The organism is Crocosphaera sp., assembly GCF_030064895.1.
Lineage (GTDB): Bacteria > Cyanobacteriota > Cyanobacteriia > Cyanobacteriales > Microcystaceae > Crocosphaera.
Genome location: NZ_JASJEB010000103.1, coordinates 1 through 19323 on the forward strand (window position 1 = coordinate 1; position 19323 = coordinate 19323).

20 protein-coding genes, 1 tRNA gene and 1 other RNA gene are annotated in these 19323 nt (G+C 36.6%); 11 read left to right on the top strand and 11 right to left on the bottom strand.

Annotation, left to right across the window (positions count from 1 at the left end):
- Positions 1–302: 302 nt before the first annotated feature.
- Together QNJ66_RS19955 and psaJ are read left to right on the top strand one after the other, a co-directional pair.
- A complete protein-coding gene (locus QNJ66_RS19955) occupies positions 303–797 on the top strand; it encodes a Photosystem I reaction center subunit III (protein ID WP_300510110.1) in 495 nt (164 codons plus the stop codon).
- Between the two features lie 55 nt (positions 798–852).
- Positions 853–981, top strand: coding sequence for a photosystem I reaction center subunit IX (psaJ, locus tag QNJ66_RS19960; protein WP_300510113.1), 129 nt, complete (start codon positions 853–855; stop codon positions 979–981).
- 134 nt (positions 982–1115) lie between these two features.
- On the opposite strand, the gene QNJ66_RS19965 is transcribed toward psaJ, so the two are convergent.
- Positions 1116–2456 (bottom strand): cytochrome P450, encoded by a 1341-nt coding sequence (locus QNJ66_RS19965; RefSeq protein WP_300510116.1) that lies wholly within the window; start codon positions 2454–2456, stop codon positions 1116–1118.
- A 236-nt stretch (positions 2457–2692) separates the two neighbouring features.
- Between QNJ66_RS19965 and QNJ66_RS19970 the strand changes: the two genes are divergently transcribed.
- Complete coding sequence (locus QNJ66_RS19970; RefSeq protein ID WP_300510118.1) at positions 2693–3031, top strand: hypothetical protein; 339 nt, start codon at positions 2693–2695, stop codon at positions 3029–3031.
- 87 nt (positions 3032–3118) lie between these two features.
- On the opposite strand, the gene QNJ66_RS19975 is transcribed toward QNJ66_RS19970, so the two are convergent.
- Positions 3119–3373 carry a SemiSWEET transporter gene (locus tag QNJ66_RS19975; RefSeq protein WP_300510120.1) on the bottom strand — a complete coding sequence of 85 codons (255 nt, stop codon included), beginning with the start codon at positions 3371–3373 and terminating at the stop codon, positions 3119–3121.
- Between the two features lie 131 nt (positions 3374–3504).
- Between QNJ66_RS19975 and QNJ66_RS19980 the strand changes: the two genes are divergently transcribed.
- Positions 3505–4239 carry a helix-turn-helix transcriptional regulator gene (locus QNJ66_RS19980; RefSeq protein ID WP_300510122.1) on the top strand — a complete coding sequence of 245 codons (735 nt, stop codon included), beginning with the start codon at positions 3505–3507 and terminating at the stop codon, positions 4237–4239.
- Between the two features lie 209 nt (positions 4240–4448).
- Entirely contained in the window at positions 4449–4862 is a 414-nt protein-coding gene (locus QNJ66_RS19985) for a hypothetical protein (protein WP_300510124.1), read from the top strand.
- Here the strand turns inward: QNJ66_RS19985 and hypE are convergent.
- On the bottom strand, positions 4859–5905 hold the full coding sequence (gene hypE, locus QNJ66_RS19990; protein ID WP_300510126.1) for a hydrogenase expression/formation protein HypE: 1047 nt from the start codon (positions 5903–5905) through the stop codon (positions 4859–4861). The two genes, QNJ66_RS19985 and hypE, sit on opposite strands and share 4 nt — an antisense overlap.
- Before the next feature lie 337 nt (positions 5906–6242).
- Between hypE and QNJ66_RS19995 the strand changes: the two genes are divergently transcribed.
- Complete coding sequence (locus QNJ66_RS19995) at positions 6243–7661, top strand: LCP family protein (protein WP_300510128.1); 1419 nt, start codon at positions 6243–6245, stop codon at positions 7659–7661.
- A gap of 31 nt (positions 7662–7692) precedes the next feature.
- Here the strand turns inward: QNJ66_RS19995 and QNJ66_RS20000 are convergent, their stop codons facing one another.
- Entirely contained in the window at positions 7693–8550 is an 858-nt protein-coding gene (locus tag QNJ66_RS20000) for an inositol monophosphatase family protein (protein WP_300510129.1), read from the bottom strand.
- Positions 8551–8953: 403 nt separating this feature from the next.
- On the opposite strand from QNJ66_RS20000, the gene sodN reads away from it, so the two are divergent.
- Both sodN and sodX read left to right on the top strand, forming a co-directional pair.
- Entirely contained in the window at positions 8954–9433 is a 480-nt protein-coding gene (gene sodN, locus QNJ66_RS20005; RefSeq protein ID WP_300510130.1) for a superoxide dismutase, Ni, read from the top strand.
- A 31-nt stretch (positions 9434–9464) separates the two neighbouring features.
- Positions 9465–9809 carry a nickel-type superoxide dismutase maturation protease gene (gene sodX / locus QNJ66_RS20010; protein ID WP_300510131.1) on the top strand — a complete coding sequence of 115 codons (345 nt, stop codon included), beginning with the start codon at positions 9465–9467 and terminating at the stop codon, positions 9807–9809.
- 28 nt (positions 9810–9837) lie between these two features.
- Here the strand turns inward: sodX and QNJ66_RS20015 are convergent, their stop codons facing one another.
- The 6 genes from QNJ66_RS20015 to QNJ66_RS20040 form a co-directional block, all read right to left on the bottom strand.
- A complete protein-coding gene (locus QNJ66_RS20015) occupies positions 9838–12045 on the bottom strand; it encodes an alpha/beta hydrolase (protein ID WP_300510132.1) in 2208 nt (735 codons plus the stop codon).
- Between the two features lie 89 nt (positions 12046–12134).
- Entirely contained in the window at positions 12135–12632 is a 498-nt protein-coding gene (locus tag QNJ66_RS20020) for a TIGR00725 family protein (RefSeq protein WP_300510133.1), read from the bottom strand.
- A 49-nt stretch (positions 12633–12681) separates the two neighbouring features.
- Positions 12682–12754, bottom strand: a tRNA-Thr gene (locus QNJ66_RS20025).
- Positions 12755–13061: 307 nt separating this feature from the next.
- A complete protein-coding gene (locus QNJ66_RS20030) occupies positions 13062–13736 on the bottom strand; it encodes a response regulator transcription factor (protein WP_300510134.1) in 675 nt (224 codons plus the stop codon).
- A 108-nt stretch (positions 13737–13844) separates the two neighbouring features.
- Positions 13845–14366 carry a ferredoxin gene (locus QNJ66_RS20035; protein WP_300510135.1) on the bottom strand — a complete coding sequence of 174 codons (522 nt, stop codon included), beginning with the start codon at positions 14364–14366 and terminating at the stop codon, positions 13845–13847.
- Between the two features lie 231 nt (positions 14367–14597).
- Positions 14598–14852 (bottom strand): hypothetical protein, encoded by a 255-nt coding sequence (locus QNJ66_RS20040; protein WP_300510136.1) that lies wholly within the window; start codon positions 14850–14852, stop codon positions 14598–14600.
- A gap of 168 nt (positions 14853–15020) precedes the next feature.
- Between QNJ66_RS20040 and QNJ66_RS20045 the strand changes: the two genes are divergently transcribed.
- The 3 genes from QNJ66_RS20045 (at position 15021) to QNJ66_RS20055 (ending at position 17452) form a co-directional block, all read left to right on the top strand.
- Entirely contained in the window at positions 15021–15377 is a 357-nt protein-coding gene (locus QNJ66_RS20045; RefSeq protein WP_300510137.1) for a hypothetical protein, read from the top strand.
- Between the two features lie 121 nt (positions 15378–15498).
- Positions 15499–15885, top strand: a transfer-messenger RNA (tmRNA) gene (ssrA, locus tag QNJ66_RS20050).
- A gap of 484 nt (positions 15886–16369) precedes the next feature.
- The gene (locus QNJ66_RS20055) at positions 16370–17452 is read left to right on the top strand and encodes an ATP-dependent 6-phosphofructokinase (protein WP_300510138.1); all 1083 of its coding nucleotides are present in this window, start codon (positions 16370–16372) and stop codon (positions 17450–17452) included.
- 409 nt (positions 17453–17861) lie between these two features.
- Here the strand turns inward: QNJ66_RS20055 and QNJ66_RS20060 are convergent, their stop codons facing one another.
- Positions 17862–19163, bottom strand: a complete 1302-nt coding sequence (locus QNJ66_RS20060) for a transposase (RefSeq protein WP_300510139.1) — start codon at positions 19161–19163, stop codon at positions 17862–17864.
- Positions 19164–19323 lie beyond the last annotated feature (160 nt).

Consider the following 19323-nt stretch of genomic DNA (forward strand, 5'->3'; position numbering starts at 1 on the left):
TTCATCCCATCCCTAAGCGTCCGGCGGTACTCGCCTGTGGCTCGATGCGTCCACCTTAGCTATAGCGAGGGACTTCTCCCGACATCTCAGTTAATAGTATTTTTAGGTGGCGACTTCTGACAATAATTTTGTTACAATCTTTCGTACTAAGAAGTTCACAGGAAGTCAAGATAAAATGACTTTTAGAACTGGATCTTTACTAAGGCTTTAAAGTCAGAGTAAGATATTCCCAATGTACCACTGATTTTTCCTATCTTGCGTACAACAAACTTAGTATTTTGTAACAAAAGGAAACAAATCTTATGAAACGATTGTTCGCTTTAATTCTCGTTGCTGCCCTGTGGTTTAGCTTTGCCCCTACTGCAAGTGCTACTTATGATAATTTGACACCTTGCAGCGAAAACCCTGCTTATCAGCAAAAATCTAAAAATTTCCTCAATACCACCGATGATCCTCAATCCGGTCAAAAACGTGCTGAACGTTATGCAGAGGCATTATGTGGTCCTGAAGGCTATCCTCACTTAGTGGTAGATGGGAACTTCTCTCACGTTGGAGACTTTACCATTCCTGGTTTGATGTTCCTCTATATCGCTGGTTGGATTGGTTGGGTTGGACGCGCTTATTTAATCGCTGTCCGCGATGAGAAAGACTCTGAAATGAAAGAGATCATCATCGATGTTCCTCTAGCTATCAGCAAAATGTTAACTGGTTTTATGTGGCCTTTAGCAGCTTTCGGAGAACTTACTTCTGGCAAATTAACCGCTAAGGATGACGAAATTAACGTATCCCCTCGTTAATTAAATATTATTTGCACTTTTTTCGTTGATCATTAATTGTTTGGAGAACTAATTCATGGCAGATTTGACAAAGTTTTTATCCACGGCCCCTGTTTTAATTATGGCCTTATTAACCTTTACCGCAGGGATTTTAATTGAGTTCAATCGTTTCTTTCCTGATCTTTTATTCCATCCTTTAGGATAAAAGATTATATGATAACTTACTTCATTAGTTCATAATTTTTGGAACGTTAATGAGGTCTAAAGTTTCATAAAGATTATTTTTGGAACAAGGATTTATCCCTTGTTCCAAAATTTTTTTGTACATTTAACTATTATTCAAATTATTTTTTGACTAAGAATCATCTTAAAATTATTAGGAGATGCAACAGTTATTCCCCGTCTTACTGGTTTAAGAGGACGAGAAGAACGGAGTTTTAATTGATATTTTGAGAGGATAGTATATAAAACTATTTTCATCTCCATTTTAGCTAATTCCATACCAATACAGCGACGACTTCCCCCACCAAAAGGAAAATATTCATAGGGAGAAAATTGTTTTTCTAAAAACCTTTCTGGACGAAATTGTTGAGAATTAGGATAAATATCTTCTCGATGATGAACTAAATAAATTGCAGGTGCAAATACCGTTCCAGGTTTAAATTGATATCCCATTAATTCTAGGGGAGTGTTTAAAATACGAATAAATGTAGTTAATACCACTGGATAAATACGTAAAGTTTCCTTGCAAACTGCATCTAAATAAGGTAATTTAACAATATCTAGCAAATCAGTATTACCATTAAAATTTGAGAAATAAAATCGCAATTGATTTTCAACATCTGGACAATAATGAATCCAATATAAAGCCCAAGTTAAACTAGAAGCAGTTGTTTCATGACCAGCAATTAAAAGAGTAATCAATTCATCGTGTAATTCTTGATCACTCATTGATTTTCCTGCTTCATCTCTGGCTAACATTAACAGAGTTAAAATATCTGTTCCTGTATAATTTTCTTGTAGACGGCGTTCTCTAATTTCAGTATAAATTAACTTTCTTATCTCTGATTTTATCCGTAAAAAACGTCCCCAAGGACTCAATTTACCCCAGTCTTTTTGGAGAACACGAAAGAACATAATAGTAGCATTTGCCGGATTATCAAAAAAAGATAGCCACGATTTTAATAAATCTTCTAATTTTTGATAACGTTCTCCTTCCGTGATACCAAAAACAGCTTTTAAAATAACTTTTAGAGTAATTTCCTGCATGATTTCACGAACATTAAAAGCTTTATTTATCTCTAGATTTTCCGTAACTTCATCGCTAATGGAATAAATCAATTTAGCATAACTATTAAGTCTTTCTCCGTGAAAAGGAGGCGTTAATAATTTTCGTTCTCGTTGGTGTCTTTCCCCTTGTAAAAAGAGTAGAGAATTATCCCCTAATAAGGTATTTAGAAAACCGGCACCTGCTACGCTTTTAAATTTCGTTTTATCCTGGGTTAATATTTCTTGAATAGCCTGGGGATTACTAATATAAATAAAAGGAGTTTCAGATTGACTCGTGGCAAAAATATCCCCATGTTTTTGATAATTATCTTCTAAATAATCCAAGGGATAAAAAATCAGTTTCAACATTCTTAGTAGTCTTAGTCCAGAAACGGTCGGTGGGAAATTCATAATCAGTCTAAATACTCAAAACTATAATAATTTAATTCTTGAATTCCTGACGATTAGGTTAGGCTCATGATTGTTAATAATGGTAACATAAACAAATATTTATTATCAAAAATTAATCTATAGAATTAAAATTTAATATTTCGCTAATAAGTCATAATTGAGCCATAAAAAATAGATAAAAAGTGACCTTAATCGGTTACAATAACTACAGAATTATTTGCTTAGGAAAAGTCGCTATGCAGCCAAGTCGTAGCCAAGGAATGGAAATCCAAAAGCTAACCGGACTAGAACCTAGACATTTTGCAGATTTAGTCAGAGCATCCCAACTGGTTTTTGATCCAACAGGAGGTGTTTTTGGCAGACGTTTGCACGTTGATTGGTCTGTGTTTGGATTATCTCCTCATATTATTGATAATTTGAGACAATTAGGGGAAAAGTATCAATACTCCTCTCCTTATGTACCGATGGAAATTATCTGGGTTCAATTAACCCCAGAAACCCGTAGTTGGTTCATCGAACATAAAGATATATTATGGGAAATAGAAGAAGCTTATCCCCCCATTGATGAAGATTAAAGTTTCGTAGACTTAGTTATTTTGTCCCGCAAATTGTTGATTCAATCATCTACAATGTTGATCAATAAAATGCGGGACTTTTTTGGATTACTTATATTTTAGTTTCAAAACCAGAATAGGAAATGCTAAAATAAAGGTAGCTACATTGGTCATAATTACGGGAATATCCCCCAAAAATAAACCATAAAGAATCCATAACAATACGCCACAGCAAAACAGTAAAAACATCTCTAAAGAAATGTCTTTTGTTGAACGAGTTTTCCAGGTTTTCAACATTTGTGGAAAGAAAGAAATAGTGGTTAGGGTTCCTGCTAATAAACCAATCCAAGTAATTGAATTCATAGGTCAGTAATGGGTCTTAATCTAAAATTACAATAGGGTACAATAATAACAAAAATATAATAATTATTAGCCCTATGACTAATTTAAGGTAGACTCAAAATGATTGCGATTAAATCATTATATTAACCTTTATGAACCAGCCTACCACTTATGTCTCTAACCAACAAAAACTAAAGCAGTTAATGCAGCAAGCAGAAATTGCTAGTTTTGAGGAATTAAGTCTAGTATCTGGGGTATCTCAATGGCAGTTAAATCGATTATTAACGGGATTACTTCCTAAACTATCCATTACAGATATTCTTAAGCTATCCCAGGTTTTAAATATATCTTTAGAAAAGTTGTTACTAGAATTTGAAACTGCCCAATCTTTGAGTAACGATTGGGAAATGACCAGTAAAGTAATCTCTAGCAATATTAATACTAATACTAATACTGATAGTAATACTCAATCTTTAGAAAAAGAATATAAACAGTTGCAAGATAGACTAAATCAACAAGAAGAGACATTAAAAAAAGAATTTCAATCTGCTAGTATAGCTGCCTTGGAATCTTGGTTATTACAATGGCCAACCGCAGCGATTGTAGCTCAAAAAAATCCTGAAATATCTGCCGTTAAATTATTGCCTTTAGTAAAACCTATTTTTGAATTATTGAAACAATGGGGACTAGAAATGAAAGGAACGGTAGGAGAAACGATACCTTATGATCCTCAATTTCACCAACTACTAGAAGGAGGAGGAAACGCTGAACCAGGTGACCCCGTGATCATTCGCTATCTAGGTTATGATCATGAACATAAATTGTTGTATCGTGCCAAGGTAAGTCCTGTGAAGAAAGAGGAAAAGTCCACCGCAACAACCGACTAATTTTTGTTATAAATCTTTACAAAAAACACTCTTCTGTTCCATTTGGGGTTAAATTAGGTTAAATCTTCCTGACATTTCCCCAAAAAACCCCATTTAGTTATATATGATACGTAATTTTTTGATGACCTCTTTCTATGCTTAATAGCTAAGGTTGCTGTTAAGTTTCGCGCTAGACAGATCCTTTTGTTGAATTAGTAATCATTAACATTATGGCCCATCACGGAATTTTTATGTTGTTAGAAAAATATCCTCAATTACGGCCAATGATTAAAGAAGGTCGTTATTTGTTAGGATATACAGACGGAAGTTGTAAAAATCAACAAATACAAGTCTTTTTATTGCGTTCCCCCTGGACTCAATTTTGTATTTGGGCTGCCACAGATGAAATAGCGATTCCGGCCGGTGGAGTTTTGCTGATCACAGATGATCTGGAGTGGAGTGTGGAAAGCGAGTGGAAAGCATACAGTTTAGTCACCCCTACTTCTTCTACTCTAACCCCACAACATCGCCGTAAGAGGGCCTCAAAACAGGTTTCTCCTATGACAAGCTTGGCCGCTGAAATTGCCACGGAAGCAGCGCAAAATGCTCGCTCTCAGAGTCAAAAAATGAGTCCTACTAATTAACAGATTCTGGGTAATTGTTCTCCGCTTAACATATCGACAATGCGCTGAGAACCGATTTTACTTTCTAGGGTAACTAAGCCCATTCCTGTTCCGGTCCCAGTTACTTCACCAACGATGGAAGCATCTTGAGAAAATGATTTGAGAATCTCTAAAGCCTTGTTGACTGAGTTTTGGGCAATAAAAGCGACAAATCTCCCCTCATTGGCTACATAGAGGGGATCAAACCCCAGAATTTCACAGGCTCCTTGTACATCTTCTCTAACAGCGATCGCTTTTTCTTTAATGTTTATAGTAACACCAGCACTCGCAGCAATTTCATTCAAGGCACTAGCTAAACCCCCTCGGGTTAAATCCCTTAAACAATGAATTTCTATCCCTTGAGTGAGCATTTCTAGGACAATATGATGGAGAGGGGCGCAGTCACTTTCTATGGTGGTTTCTAATTCTAATCCCTCTCTAACTGCCATAATAGAAATACCATGACGACCAATATCTCCACTAATTAAAATAGCATCCCCAGGCTGAACAATTTGCGGGGCAATAGTTTGATTGTGTTCGATAATTCCGACCCCAGCAGTATTAATAAAAATGCCGTCTCCCTTTCCGCGATCGACAACCTTTGTATCTCCTGTAACCACTTTGATATTAGCAGTATCGGCTGCCCTTTTTAAGGACTGGATGACACGCCATAAAGTTTCCATCGGCAATCCTTCTTCGATAATCAATCCTAAACTTAAATAAAGGGGACGTGCGCCACCCATAGCTAAATCATTTACAGTTCCATTAATAGCTAGACTACCAATATTTCCCCCAGGAAAAAAGAGAGGGTGAATTACATAAGAATCAGTTGTAAAGGCAATTTTAGAACTAGGAAGATTAATTACAGCAGCATCATGAGGGGGAATATCTTCAGAGTTTTTAAACACAGAAAATACCATTTTTTCTAATAGCTGCTGCATCAGTTTTCCTCCACCACCATGAGCGAGTAAAACTTGAGGATATTGCTCTACAGGAATAGGACAAGATACATTAAAATCATTCATGTTAATTGATCAAAATAAAATTTATCTTTATAAATTATAGAGATAAATTATCATTCAAGTATCTAGAAAAAAGCTTAAAATATTGAGATTTGTTTTATTGTCCATGATTCATTATTAAAAATGTATAAAATCTCACTTGATTTCCTAATCTGCCTTATAATCATAGCTGTGGTACACTGAGATTCAGTTAAGTTAACCTTGTGGTACAATAGATTCCTTAGTAGGGTTAAAGTCCTATCTAGAAACGTTATAGTGCTAATGTTGGTTAAAGGTTGCCTTAAGGTAAAATCTAACCCAGTATGGATTGCTAGACACTACTAAAGGTGTGAGGAAAGCTGTGTCAGTCAACAAAACCCATCCCGAAAACCGTTCTCAACAGAAGTATTCTGTTGAGAAAAAGCCAAAAGCTCTGAATTGGTTATTAATTAGTATAGGACTCACAGCCGTGTCCTTAGCATCGGCAGGGGTCGGTGCATTTCTGGCGGTATCACTATCGGCCACCCCTCTACAGCAAAGTTCTCTAACCCCCGAAGAAGAAGAAGTTTTTAGTCAAAATGAGGCAATTTCCTATCAAAGCTTACGACTTCCTGAGTTGAGTCGTGCTGTCAATGTTTTGGTTTTAGGAACTAAGGTGTTAACCTCGGAAATAGATGAAAAGCCCAGCGAAGATTTAGGATATCACGCCCTAGTTAATTCCTTTAAAGGCTTGTCCGATACAATGGTCTTAGTTAGGTTTGATCCCCTGAGCAATAAACTTCGTGTTTTATCCATTCCTAGAGATACGCAAGCCAGCATTAGGTACGAACTGAGAAAAATCAACGAAGCTAACTATTATGGTGGTCCAGCTTTAGCAGCCGAAAGTGTGAGCAAACTATTAGGTGGCGTTAAAATTGATCGTTATGTACGAGTTAATATTCAAGGCGTAGAAAAGTTTATTGATGCTTTGGGTGGTGTTGATATGTACATCCCCAAAGATATGAAATATACGGATCATAGTCAACATCTTTATATCGATCTCAAAGAAGGTGAACAACATCTAGACGGAGAAAAATCCGTTGCTTTTTTACGATTTCGCTACGATCGCTATGGTGATATTGGACGGGTACAACGACAACAAATGTTTATGAGGGCTTTGGTAGAACAAGCTCTCAAACCACAAACATTACTAAGAATACCGGAAATTTTATCTATTATCGGTGCTTATATCGATACTAATTTAACTGTTGAAGAATTAGTTGCTTTATCAGGGTTTGCCTCTCAAACAAAACGCTCCAATGTACAAATGTTAATGCTTCCTGGACGTTTTAGTGGGGATGGGAAAGAGGAAGTTAGTTATTGGTTGCCTAACCGTTATCAAATTACAAATATGGTAGCCGAACACTTCGATCATGGTGAAATTAATTTTCAAGCCCAACCTAGCAACCCCAGTCGCCTCAGAATTGCCATTCAAGATAGCACAGAAGATCCCGAAGCGGTGAGGCGCATGGTTAACCATTTAATGGAAGCAGGGTATCGTCGCATTTTTGTCGCTGATGAATGGAATCAAACCCTACAGACAACTAGAATCTTAGCGCAAAATGGTGATGATTTAGGGGCTGCAACCTTGCGAGCCGATTTAGGAATGGGTGAGGTGTTAGTGGAAAGTACAGGAAATTTAGGCTCTGATATTACCATTGTTTTAGGTGAAGATTGGCAAAATTATTTTCCTGATTCCTCAATCCAATTTCAAGAATCTTCAGTTAAATCTATTCCCTAGATCAATGTTTCTTGTCTCCAGAAAAAGAATATTATCCATTGTCAATTTTAGCTAAAATTTGCGTTGCTTCTGCACATAAAGCTTCATGACAATGACCATTACTAGCGATTAAACAACCCCATTGACGTACATCTCCTCGGTTATAAATTAAGGGGTCACCGTTCTCATGAGTAAATTTTCCTCCTGCTTCGGTTAAAATTAATTCTGGTGCAGCAAAGTCCCAATCTTTGGCCGCAGATTTGCCAGACAAAGAGATATAAATATCAGAAGTTTTTTCTAATAAAGTTGAAATTTTACCCCCAACACTGCCCATATAAATGCGATCTTTTAAAGGTAAAGCCTCAATTAAAGCTTGAAAGCGATCGTCTCTATGGGTACGACTAACTACTAAATATAAATCTTCAAGTTTATTTCGTTCGGATACTTTAATGGGAGTAACTTTCCCATCTGCTGTTTCCACAAAAGTACCGTTACCTTTACTTGCATAATAAATTTTTTCTGCCTCAGGAATAGCAACGACGGCCACCATCGGACGACCTTGATAAGCTAAGGCAATATGTAAAGCATATTCACCGGTTTTATCAATAAAATCTCTGGTACCATCAAGAGGATCAATAATCCAAACCCAATCTTTAGGAATAGGTTCCGTTCCTTCATGGGTTTCTTCACTTAAATAACCAAAGGTATCTTCAGGAAAAACTCCTTGTAATTGCTCTAAAATGTACTGGTTAGCGGCAATATCAGCCGCAGTGACAGGACCATCTTTTTTATCTTCATTAACCTTTAAATCACCTTCTCCCCGATAATATGCACTGAGAATTTTAGCTGCACCCCAACCCACTGAACGGGTGATTGCTTCGATTTCTTCTAATTTTTGGGTTTGTGTCATTTTTGTGTTAGTCCCTTGATTAGCCTATTTCCCTAATTTTATCCTCATATCGCCTTTATTAAAATAGTAGATAATTATTAAAAAATAGAAAAATTATCTTAATCGTCTATTTACTTGAATTCCTCATTGATTCGTAGTTATTCTTAGTTATTCAACACACAACATTTTATTTTAAAGGGATTGACGAACTAACACAAAAATGGTATTGACTGTATAATTCAAAGGAAAATGATTGTCTCGAATGTATCAAAAAATTTAAGATTTTAAAGCTATAAAATTTACACCCTTTCAAGTTACGATTAACAAGGGGGGAATTATTGGAAAACGATTCCCTTGGAAACTTCTCTATGGATAGTAACGTTTCCTAATTCTTTCGCGAAGTAATGGTTTATCTTAAAAGATTATGCTCAACAAAATCGCTAATCAAATTAAAAAGTATTTCCCTGCACCAGAAGTGAGTGCGCACTGTGATGGTCCTTGTGGGGTGTATGATCCCGCTTCTGCTCGTGTTTATGCGGAAGCAGTGTACTCTATGACCAAGAAAATCGCTGATTTAGAAAGTCATGTACCTTCTCCTACGGACAGTGCTGCTACTGTAGCTTATCACAATACTTTATCTCGTTATATTGCCATTAAGGAAGAGCAAGCGCAGAAAACCAAAGAAGAAATCCTCATTCTCTGGACTGACTACTTTAAACCTGTACACTTAGAGGCATACCCCGATCTCCATGATATGTTCTGGAAAGCCGCTAAACTTTGCTCTTCTTGTAAGGTAGAAGTTAACCTAGCTCATGCTAACCAATTAATGATGGAAATTGAGAAAATCCACAGCATCTTCTGGGAAACTAAAGGACGGGAAGTACCCTGGATTAAAGCCAGCTAGATTATGATTTTTAAAGGTGGTAGGAATCAATTTGCTCTCAACAAGTAACTATCAAGAATTATTGCTCTGGTTGTTGAGGTTGCGTCAACGGTTTTGTGTCACAGGGAATTCTATGTTTCCTATACTGAAAGCAGGAGAAGAAGTCCTTGTCGACACAAAAGCCTATCGCCGTTATCTGCCTGGAATTGGGGATTTAGTTATTGCTTGGCATCCCCAAAAAGAAAATTTAAGAATCATCAAACGGGTGGTTAAAGTTGACGAGAAGGGTAATTGTTTTTTGATGGGAGAAAATAGTTTAGAAAGTAGTGATAGTCGTTCTTTTGGTTGGGTAAGTTCACAAAAAATCATTGCTAAAGTCACCAGTAAGTTTCCTTAATTTTGATTGAGTTTTTTGGGGAAATGTTTTAACCTCTCTGGGTAGATAAAAGCACTTGAATATGTCTCGTTTGACATTCTGGTAAAAAATAATTTTCGGATTCTTGACAAGATGGATGTTGATTATAACGCGGCTTACAAAAATCATTAAAATCATCCCATCCTAAACAAGCTAAACCATAAATTAAAGTTTGACAAAATTTACCATTAAAATACCCACCATGAATATCTATTTTGCTATCGTGTTTGTTGAAAATCCACTGTCTTAATAGCCCTAAACATTGCCAGACGGGTATTATTTGATGATTTTTAGCTGTACTGAGGATTAGTTTATCATCGTCACTATGTTCAGCATTTTCATTGTTGACCTTATCTTCACAGTCTGTACAATCAAAATAGGTAACTTGTGTAGTAACTATATTCTTAGTAGTTAGAATAACTTGCTTTTTAACCAAACCATCAGTGAGGAAAGCAGAAATAATTACCCAGAGTAATGATAAACCGAATTTTTCAGCACCTCTTAAAAGAGCTAAAATTCCAAATTGAAATTTGGGACTACCTAGTAGCTCAAATAACGACTTACGTTCACCTCTACAAACAATGTGCAAATTGCTTAAAAATTTTGTTTTGTCTATGTTTCCATGTGGATTAAGAGTTTGATAACATTGATTACTTTTTGTCTTATCGTAAACAACAATATTTCCTAATCTAAATCCTCTTTCAGCACAACTAGCAGGAAATCTAAAATAGTTACTAATCATTGAAAAAACTCTTAGAACCATATCACCTTGATTACTAAATAAATAAGCTTCTTTACATTTATCTATTGCTGTTTCTAAGACATTTGATTTACCTGGGAAAATAGCTTGTACAGAAATATCAGGAGCTACTAAAACTAAACGTTCTAATAAAAAGTGCCGTCCAATTCTATTATTTTTATTATTTTCATCAGTTTCAGAATCGTTAGTTTGACCATTTTCAAAAGCATCACATAGTGTTCTGATAGTGTGAGTTGCTACAAATGCACCCATACTATGAGCAATAAAAGATAGTTTTATATCATGGATATCGTCCTTATTTTTAGATTCTATTTTGTCTTTAATTTTCCTGTCTAATTTTTGAATCAGATCAACCAAATCAGCAACTCCAAAAAACATTGCTCTATATTTATCACGAAAATAAGCTGTGACTCTTAGGAATATCAAAGTCACGACTACTCCGAAATATAATGTCCAAACTACTAAACCTAACCACATGATTAACTTCCCAAAGCAGTTAAGATTGTTAAAATTAAAGAAAAGTAGTACCAAAAAATAAATTATAATCACAACAAAGAAGACAAAACGTAAACATAACTTATTATTTCTTGATATGCTAAAACTAGAGAATAATTCATATATTAAAATCAGTAAATTCAAAAGGGTAAGGAACAAGAAGCAGAAAAATATAATATACCACAGATACCAAAGTTCTTGGTTTTTCATAAAGAAGAAAATAAAATCAAAAATCAAAAATGTGACAAAAAATAGTAAATCATTAATGATTTCAAAAGGAATTGGTAATGTTCTAAATGCAGTGCAACAAGCATTCCAGAAACCCTTCCAGGAACCCTTTAAAAAATCCTCTGATGGCCAAGTGTACCCGATTATAACTAATTTTCTGTTGTTTTCTGGCTGACTTTTCTGCGAATTCCACAACGTGCTAAACGTGCTGTTAATAAAATTAAATCTTTCTTTATACTGTTCTTTTGCTGATTCTTTTTCAGTCTTATAACCATGAATCATAATAACTAACTCATTAGCTTTTGAAGTAGATAAAAATGTAGCAATCTTACCCAGTCTGTCATCCTTATCAGAGTTTTCCTTTGTCTGAGATGATGATGTATCTTGCTCAGATTCTGTCTGTCCGTTAAGTGTACTCTTTTTACAGTTTAATCTTGATATCAATGAAACAATAATATTCTGAGGTATCTGAAGTATATTCTGAAGTCTGTCATCCTTATCAGGGTTTTTATCTGTCTGAGATGATGATGTATCTTCCCCAGATTTTGTCTGTCCGTTAAGTGTAATCTCTTCCCACTTTAATCTTGGTTGCTCTGAATTATTAGATGAGTCATCTACATTAGCATTAATTGTACTGGTAGCTAAATATGCTTGAATATGATCTGTCTTTATGCCATCAACTTTTTGAGTAGAATCTTCTTCAACACGGGGAACAGGAGCAATAGTTTCATTCATCACACACCTGCCTTATAATGATATTATATATACTTCGATCCTATATCTTGTTTTTTTTAAGTGACTGGTACTCTTGACAAAAATAAATTTTATTTTACTTTTTTTAGGATTTCTTTAATTAGCTTAATTGTTTGTTCAGTATCCACTGCCATAAAGGTTAAATTAGGAGACAAATTGTAAAATAATTGTTTAATTTCTTGATATTCACTTAATAAAATAACAGGTTTTTGATTCTTTAATGCTAAAGCTATTTCTGATAAAGTTCCTAAACCCATTCCACAAACAACGATAACATCAGACGATAAAACGTTAATATTATTTCTCGCGTTTCCCATATCAGTAAGAATGGCAATATCCACAGCATCAGAAACATTTTGAGTATGATTTGATGGTAGAATACCGAGAGTTAAACCTCCTGCTTCTTTTGCTCCCTTATTCGCTGCATCCATCACCCCAATATTACGGCCTCCTGTTAATAATATCCAGTTTTCCTGTGCAATTAATTTTCCTAATTCGTAGGCATTTTTAATATCTGTTTCTGTTGCTAATTCTCCAGGTCCCATAACACCGATAATTGTTTTTCTCATGATGTCTGTATCTCTCGTTGATGGAAGATTGATACAATCAACTTGATTAAGCTCCCTGTCGGACTTGAACCGACGACCTACTCATTACAAGTGAGTTGCTCTACCAACTGAGCTAAGGAAGCGATCGAGAACTGATTAAAAACCAGTTGCTCTATATTTACACACCCCACCTCCTAAAGGTGAGTGAATTATGATTCGACAATTACTTGTTGAAACCTACCCTCAAATGAGGATTACTAGGCTGACTGGTACTTACCTTACTAGGTCATACATCCATCTGTTTCCAGACACCCTGCCGACTCACGGTTAGTCGTCACTTTCTGGGGTACTCCCAGTAGGTAGCAGTTAAACCTACTGCTTTAGCATAGCACAATTACGCCTATTAGGGTAGGGAGGGGTTTTATACCCAAGATTTTTCTACAACACCCATTAAGCCATGCTATTTTCAATGGCCCAACGAGCCAACTCAGTCCGATTATGAAGATTCGTTTTATTGAGCATATTAGAAACATGACTTTCTATAGTGCGTTGACTAACACTAAGTTTCTCAGCAACCCTTCTATTAGAAAGTCCTTGGGCTACCAACTGAACCACTTTTGTTTCTGTTGGAGTCAATTCTACATCATTGGGAACATGAATACGATCACCCTCATCACGAGAAAGATTAGCTTTATGAAGCATCAAACGGCTCGCTTGTTTGAGGGATGACTCCACTTGAGCAACTAACTCTTCTGGTTCAAAAGGCTTTACCATATAAACGTCAGCACCGACGTTAAGACCTTTAACCTTGTCTTGGCTTTGTCCTTTGGCTGAGAGAAACATGACCGGAACCCAATTGGTACTAGAATTCTTACGTACTTGTTCAATAAAAGTATAGCCGTCCATTTCTGGCATCATGACATCGCAGATGATCATGTTAGGAATCTTTTTCTTTTCATGCAAGTCACTCAGGACTCTTAGTGCTTCTTTACCATTTTCTGCTGTGGTTACTTCATATCCCTGAAATTCAAGATAATCTTTCACTAGCAAAACTAGGTTCGGATCATCATCAACTAATAATAAGTGTTTATTTTCTTTCTGGGAGTTATCTTTTGGGGTTGCCATCTTCTTTTTTGGGGTTAATTTTGATAAGGATTATGTTTAGAAGTATATGTGAAGATTAAGAGTATTTTGATTTTATCTTAACCTATACTGACTGTTTTAAGTAACATTTTATTGCCTTTTTTCGCCTACTATCTCACTGTTAAGTTCAGTGGGTTGATTTTCAATGATTCTTGATTTAGATTTTTGAGAGAGTTCAGGTAAAGCATGGGTACAGAAGGCATAGTCTTCAACTACTTGGTCTCCAATGAGATGTTCTTGAATAATGCGTTCAATGACTTCTGGGGTTGCTTGCCGATACCAGACTCCATCAGGATAAACAACAAGAATTGGCCCTTCGAGACAAACTCGTAAACAATTGGCTTTTGTGCGAAAAATACAGGCAGGTTTGGCCTCTGTGGTTCGATCTAGTTCTAGTTCTTTGAGACGACGTTTAAGATAGTCCCAAGCTTCTAGACTCGTTTCTTTAGAGCAACATTTGGGTTTAGTTTGATCAGCACAAAGAAACAAATGTCTTTGAATTTGATTAAGTCCCAAACTTTGAATCGTTGTTGATAAACTGTCTGGCGATTCTAATAGGGTTTCAATATTGGGTGCTGTTTCTTCTGAACTATTTATAACTGGTTGACTCATAGATATTTATTCCAGAAGGACTCATTTTTTATTCTAGTCTATCACGAGGTTTCTCGGAAGTACAACAATAAAATTCTTGAAAAAATTTATTTTACTTAAATCAATCTAAGTGATTTTATTGACTTTTTTATTCTTTTACCGCGAAGCTTTCAGTATCATCCCTGTATAGTTATCAATATCCTGAGAATTGATGAGATGACAAAGGATTTAGAACAATAAATGTTGGATCCGTTACCATTTCAAAACAGCAGCATCTGACCCTTTTTCTCGTCGTATTTTTCCATCTTTTTCAAACCAATCAATTACTTGTTGATGGGTTAAATCTTCTAGAGAAACATCCAAATCTTGAGCAATTATGGTTAATAATCTTAAAGAAGAAATAGTTAAACGAGTTAAAAACTTCTCTGGGGCAGTTAATAAAGCTTTATCTACATCAGCTGATTCTTCGGGGGTTAAAAATTGGGCAGGAGAGCCAGGTTGATTCATTTTTATAGCAGTAATTAGTGGGATGCTAATTCTAACATAGTCTGATGCTGAATACTCTTCAACATCAAAGCCAGATAGCTTATTTTTTGATAAATTAGTTTAACCAATTAATATAAAATCGACTATGATGACAGTATGTCGACCAGATATGGTGTGTAGAGAGAATCTATGATGTCAAACAAATTTATGATTAAAAAATTAGTGGTGTTCTTAACCCTTTTAGGCACTACCTTAGGCTTAACACCCCTAACTGTAGCTCAATCCATTGACGTAGTGGATAAAGATCCTTATCAAAGCAATGAGAGGGACCCCAATGGAGACTTAGGTAATTTTATGAATCCTCTAGACTTAATGCACCGAGCTAATTTAGAGAGAAGTCGTAATGGTGGTGAATTCGCTGAAGATACAAGAGACAATCTCTCTGAAGCAGCTAAGTCTTTTCGAGAAGCTCAAAGAAACCTTTTAGAAGCACAGGGTGCAAATAATGCTGTTGAGGCCAATAGTCAAAATCAACAGCCACAATAATTCATAATAGCTCTAGCTAACTCCCGTTCAATAAAAGATTGTAACGGGAGTTTATTTTTGTTATCCTTCTTGTAACGTTGCGAAAATAAAAAATTCTGTTTATAATGGGGGAATATCACATGGGGCCGCAACGGCTTCGACAGGTTGGCGAAATCTAAATTGTGATTCAGGTCGAGAGTGAGTCTCCTCTCGTAAATACAAGACTCAAAAAAATAGTAACTGCGAACAACATCGTAAGCTTCAAGCGCGTAGCAGTAGCTGCGTAGAACTCTCTCATAGAGTCGCTTACCTCTGATCTGACTCCGTTAAGGACTCGGAGGTACCAACCCCAACGGATGCCCTTAATAGCCACCTCTGGTTGGCTCCTAAGCTAAGACTACACCAGAGCATCCCACCGTTCGGGATAAGGAACGGTTCCCGTCTTGAGGATTAGAAAGACTAAGCCTGTGAATGAGCGATAAGTCAATACCCAGTCTGGACAGCAGTTCGACTCTGCTCGGCTCCATTTTTAAAGTCTAAAAAGGGATGGATAATGATTTACTCATTAGTCCATCCTTGAAGCGTACCAAAAAGCCCAGAAAACCAGCAAACCGAAGAGGGAAGTACCAAGAGTGATCGCAAAGTTGTGAAATACTTGGGAGTCAATAAGAGTCATTTGGGTAAGTGGGTAAGGGAATTTAGAGAAAAATTAGCATCAGCCTTATTTACAAATATAATAAGTATTTCTCATAGGATAAAATTGCTTAATTGAAACTTAACCTCCTGTCACTAAAACAGGAGAACAACACAAAAGTATCATATCATTGATTTTCTCAATTTTCCAAGTACTAGATAATGTAACAGAAGGAAGCTAGTTGTTACCTTTCTCAACTATTAATTAAGTTAAATTTAACATTCCCTTTGATATATTACATTTTCCTTAAGAATTATTAACTTGTGACTAGAAATCACTAAAAATAGAAGTAATTTTAATTTGAAGATTATAGATAAAAATGGGTGAGAAAAAGCGCATCGGAATTCTTACCAGTGGTGGGGACTGTGCCGGATTAAATGCCGTGATTCGTGCAGTGGTACATCATGCAGTAGGAACCTATAATTGGGAAGTTATTGGTATTAGAGAAGCTACTCATGGATTAATGAGTGATCCCCCTAAGTTTATCCAATTCGAGTTAGATAAATTGGATAATCTATTGTTAATGGGTGGCACTATTTTAGGCACAACCAATAAAGGAGATCCCTTTGCTTTTCCTATGAATGATGGCACAGTGAGCGATCGCTCTTCAGAAATTATTAACGGTTATCATAAATTAGGATTAGAAGCGTTAATTGGCATTGGTGGAGATGGTAGTTTAGCCATCTTACGCCGTTTGGCGCAACAAGGAGGCATCAACCTAATTGGTATTCCCAAAACCATCGATAACGATGTCGGGGCAACAGAAGTTTCTATTGGGTTTGATACCGCTACTAACATTGCCACAGAAGCCCTTGATCGGCTTCATTTTACCGCAGCCAGCCATAACCGTGTCATGATTTTAGAAGTGATGGGGAGGGATGCAGGCCATATTGCCTTAGCGGCCGGTATTGCAGGAGGTGCGGATGTTATCCTAATTCCTGAAATTCCTTATAAAATAGAGAAAGTTTGCCAAAAAATCCGTCAAAGACAGGAAAGAGGAAAGCATTTTTGTTTAGTGATGGTATCGGAAGCAGTCCGCACCGAAATTGGGGATCAAGTCAGCCAATTAAAACAATTTGGGGAAGATCGTTTAGGAGGAATTGGCAAGTACATCGCCGAACAAATTGGGGCTAAAACCGGAGCAGAAACCCGTGTAACCGTCCTTGGCCACATTCAGAGAGGGGGTATGCCTTCTCCCGTAGATCGGCTTTTGGGGTCGGCTTTTGGCGTAGCTGCGGTGGATTTAATTGCTGAAGGCAAATTTGATCAGATGGTTGCCTGGCAAAACCGGCAGATTGTCAGTGTTCCCATTGCCGAGGCGATTCAAACTTATCGTACTGTTGATCCAGAAGAAACTTTAGTTAAAACAGCTAAGGGTTTAGGCATTTGTTTGGGAGACTGAATATTGTTCATGGGGAAAAACTTTGAACCTGATTTCGGGCGTTGCACCATTGCGGGATGATTGTTAATTTTGCATCTTGTGAAATTCCCGATATAAAAGGAAGATTCTTTGTCGATTTATCCAAATCATCCCTTGATAATGCAACGCCTGATTTCGAGCAGAATTCCCTTATCCTCTATAGGTTAGGGATGAATGCTCGACCAAAATGTAGATCCCAAATGGGTTCTATAAAAACAAAAACTCCGACGGGACTACCCGCGGAGATCAAAATGGTTACTTCATATAATGACACAATGGGAAAAGAAAGGATACATTGCTTAACGATGTTTTAACAAATCTTGATCATCAGAAAAATCTTAATAATAAACTTGATCTCTTCAGTAGATGTTATGGGTGACATCCTCCCCAACTAACTGCAAGCAGTATAGTTAGGGCTTCCCACCTCACGATGAGATATTTCTGCCCACAGAGGTAAACCCCTACGCCAGTTATCTAGGTTCATCACCCCCGACACCTCGACTTGACAGACGGTTTCCTTTTCCCTGAGTCCCAGGGTTGTAGTTTCTATTCCTCGATTACAAATTTCCTGGGCTGCTGCCACGTCACGGTCAACAAAGTTATCAACTCCGTAACCGCATTCATGACAATGATGGAACCTGTCAGCTAGGGTTTTTCTAACTTCTGCACGACAGTTAGGGCAAGTTTGGCTAGTTCCCCCATGGTCAACCAATCCAAAATATTTCCCCCTAACTTTGCAGACGTATTTCAGAATATCCCTAAATTGCCCAAAACCTGCATCAAGGGTATGTTTTCCAAGAAAGCCTTTAGCCATTGTACGAAAATCAATATCCTCCATAAAGATACTGTCTCCCATATCATAGACTTTGTGAGCTAAATTGAACTGGTAATCTTTACGTTTGAAAGCAATATGGTTATGTTGCTTTTCTACTTTTTTTCTGGCTTTTTCGTAGTTCTTAGAAAGTCTTTGTTTTCTACTTAAGCGACGTTGTAGCAATTTCAGCTTACGGTGTTCAGTTTTGAAGAATTTACGTCCTTTTTCTACATAGTTATCTGAGGTAGCTAAGTAACTAGAAAGTCCAACATCAAGGCCAAGAAAATGCCCATAAGGTGTTTCTATTTCAGGTAAAGTTATATCAGATTGGATACTAACTACAGCAAACCAACCCTTAGCTTTTTTGATAACTCTTACCTGTTTAATGACAAAGCCATTAGGAATTGGACGATGAAGATTTATCTCAACTTTTCCCAATTTAGGTAACTTTATTTGCCACCCCGTCAAGGGGTTGTCTCTAAACTGAGGAAACAATAAAGATTTCATTTGTCCATATTTCTTGAACCGAGGGAAGCCGAACCCTCGATTACGAAAAAAGTCCCAAGCATCGTGAAGTCTTCTAAGGTTAGTTTGCAAGACTTGACTTGGGACTTTAACTAACGATGGATATACTTTTTTGGCTTTTGGTAATTGGTTTTGTTGCTGATGATAACTTGGGAAAGGATAACTTGCCGCCATAATATATTCTGACTCCAAACTACATCTATCTACTAGGCACTTACGACTAGAAATCCAATGCTTCAACTCACGCAAAGCATAGTTATATGAACGGCGACAAATTTCTAGCCATTCAGACAACATTGCCTCTTGTTTATTATCAGGATAAATCCTGTATGTGTAGTTTAGTGTTAGAGTCATAGCCTTAGTTTAGCATAAGGTTGCTAAAATGGTAACACAAATCATCTAAGCAAGGTTGTGCTTTGCACGTTAATATATTGGTCAAAATTCATCCCCATCTAAAATTTGGGTATTCTTTTAGAATTTATAGATGGGGACTTCTTTTGACATCCCTGTTAAA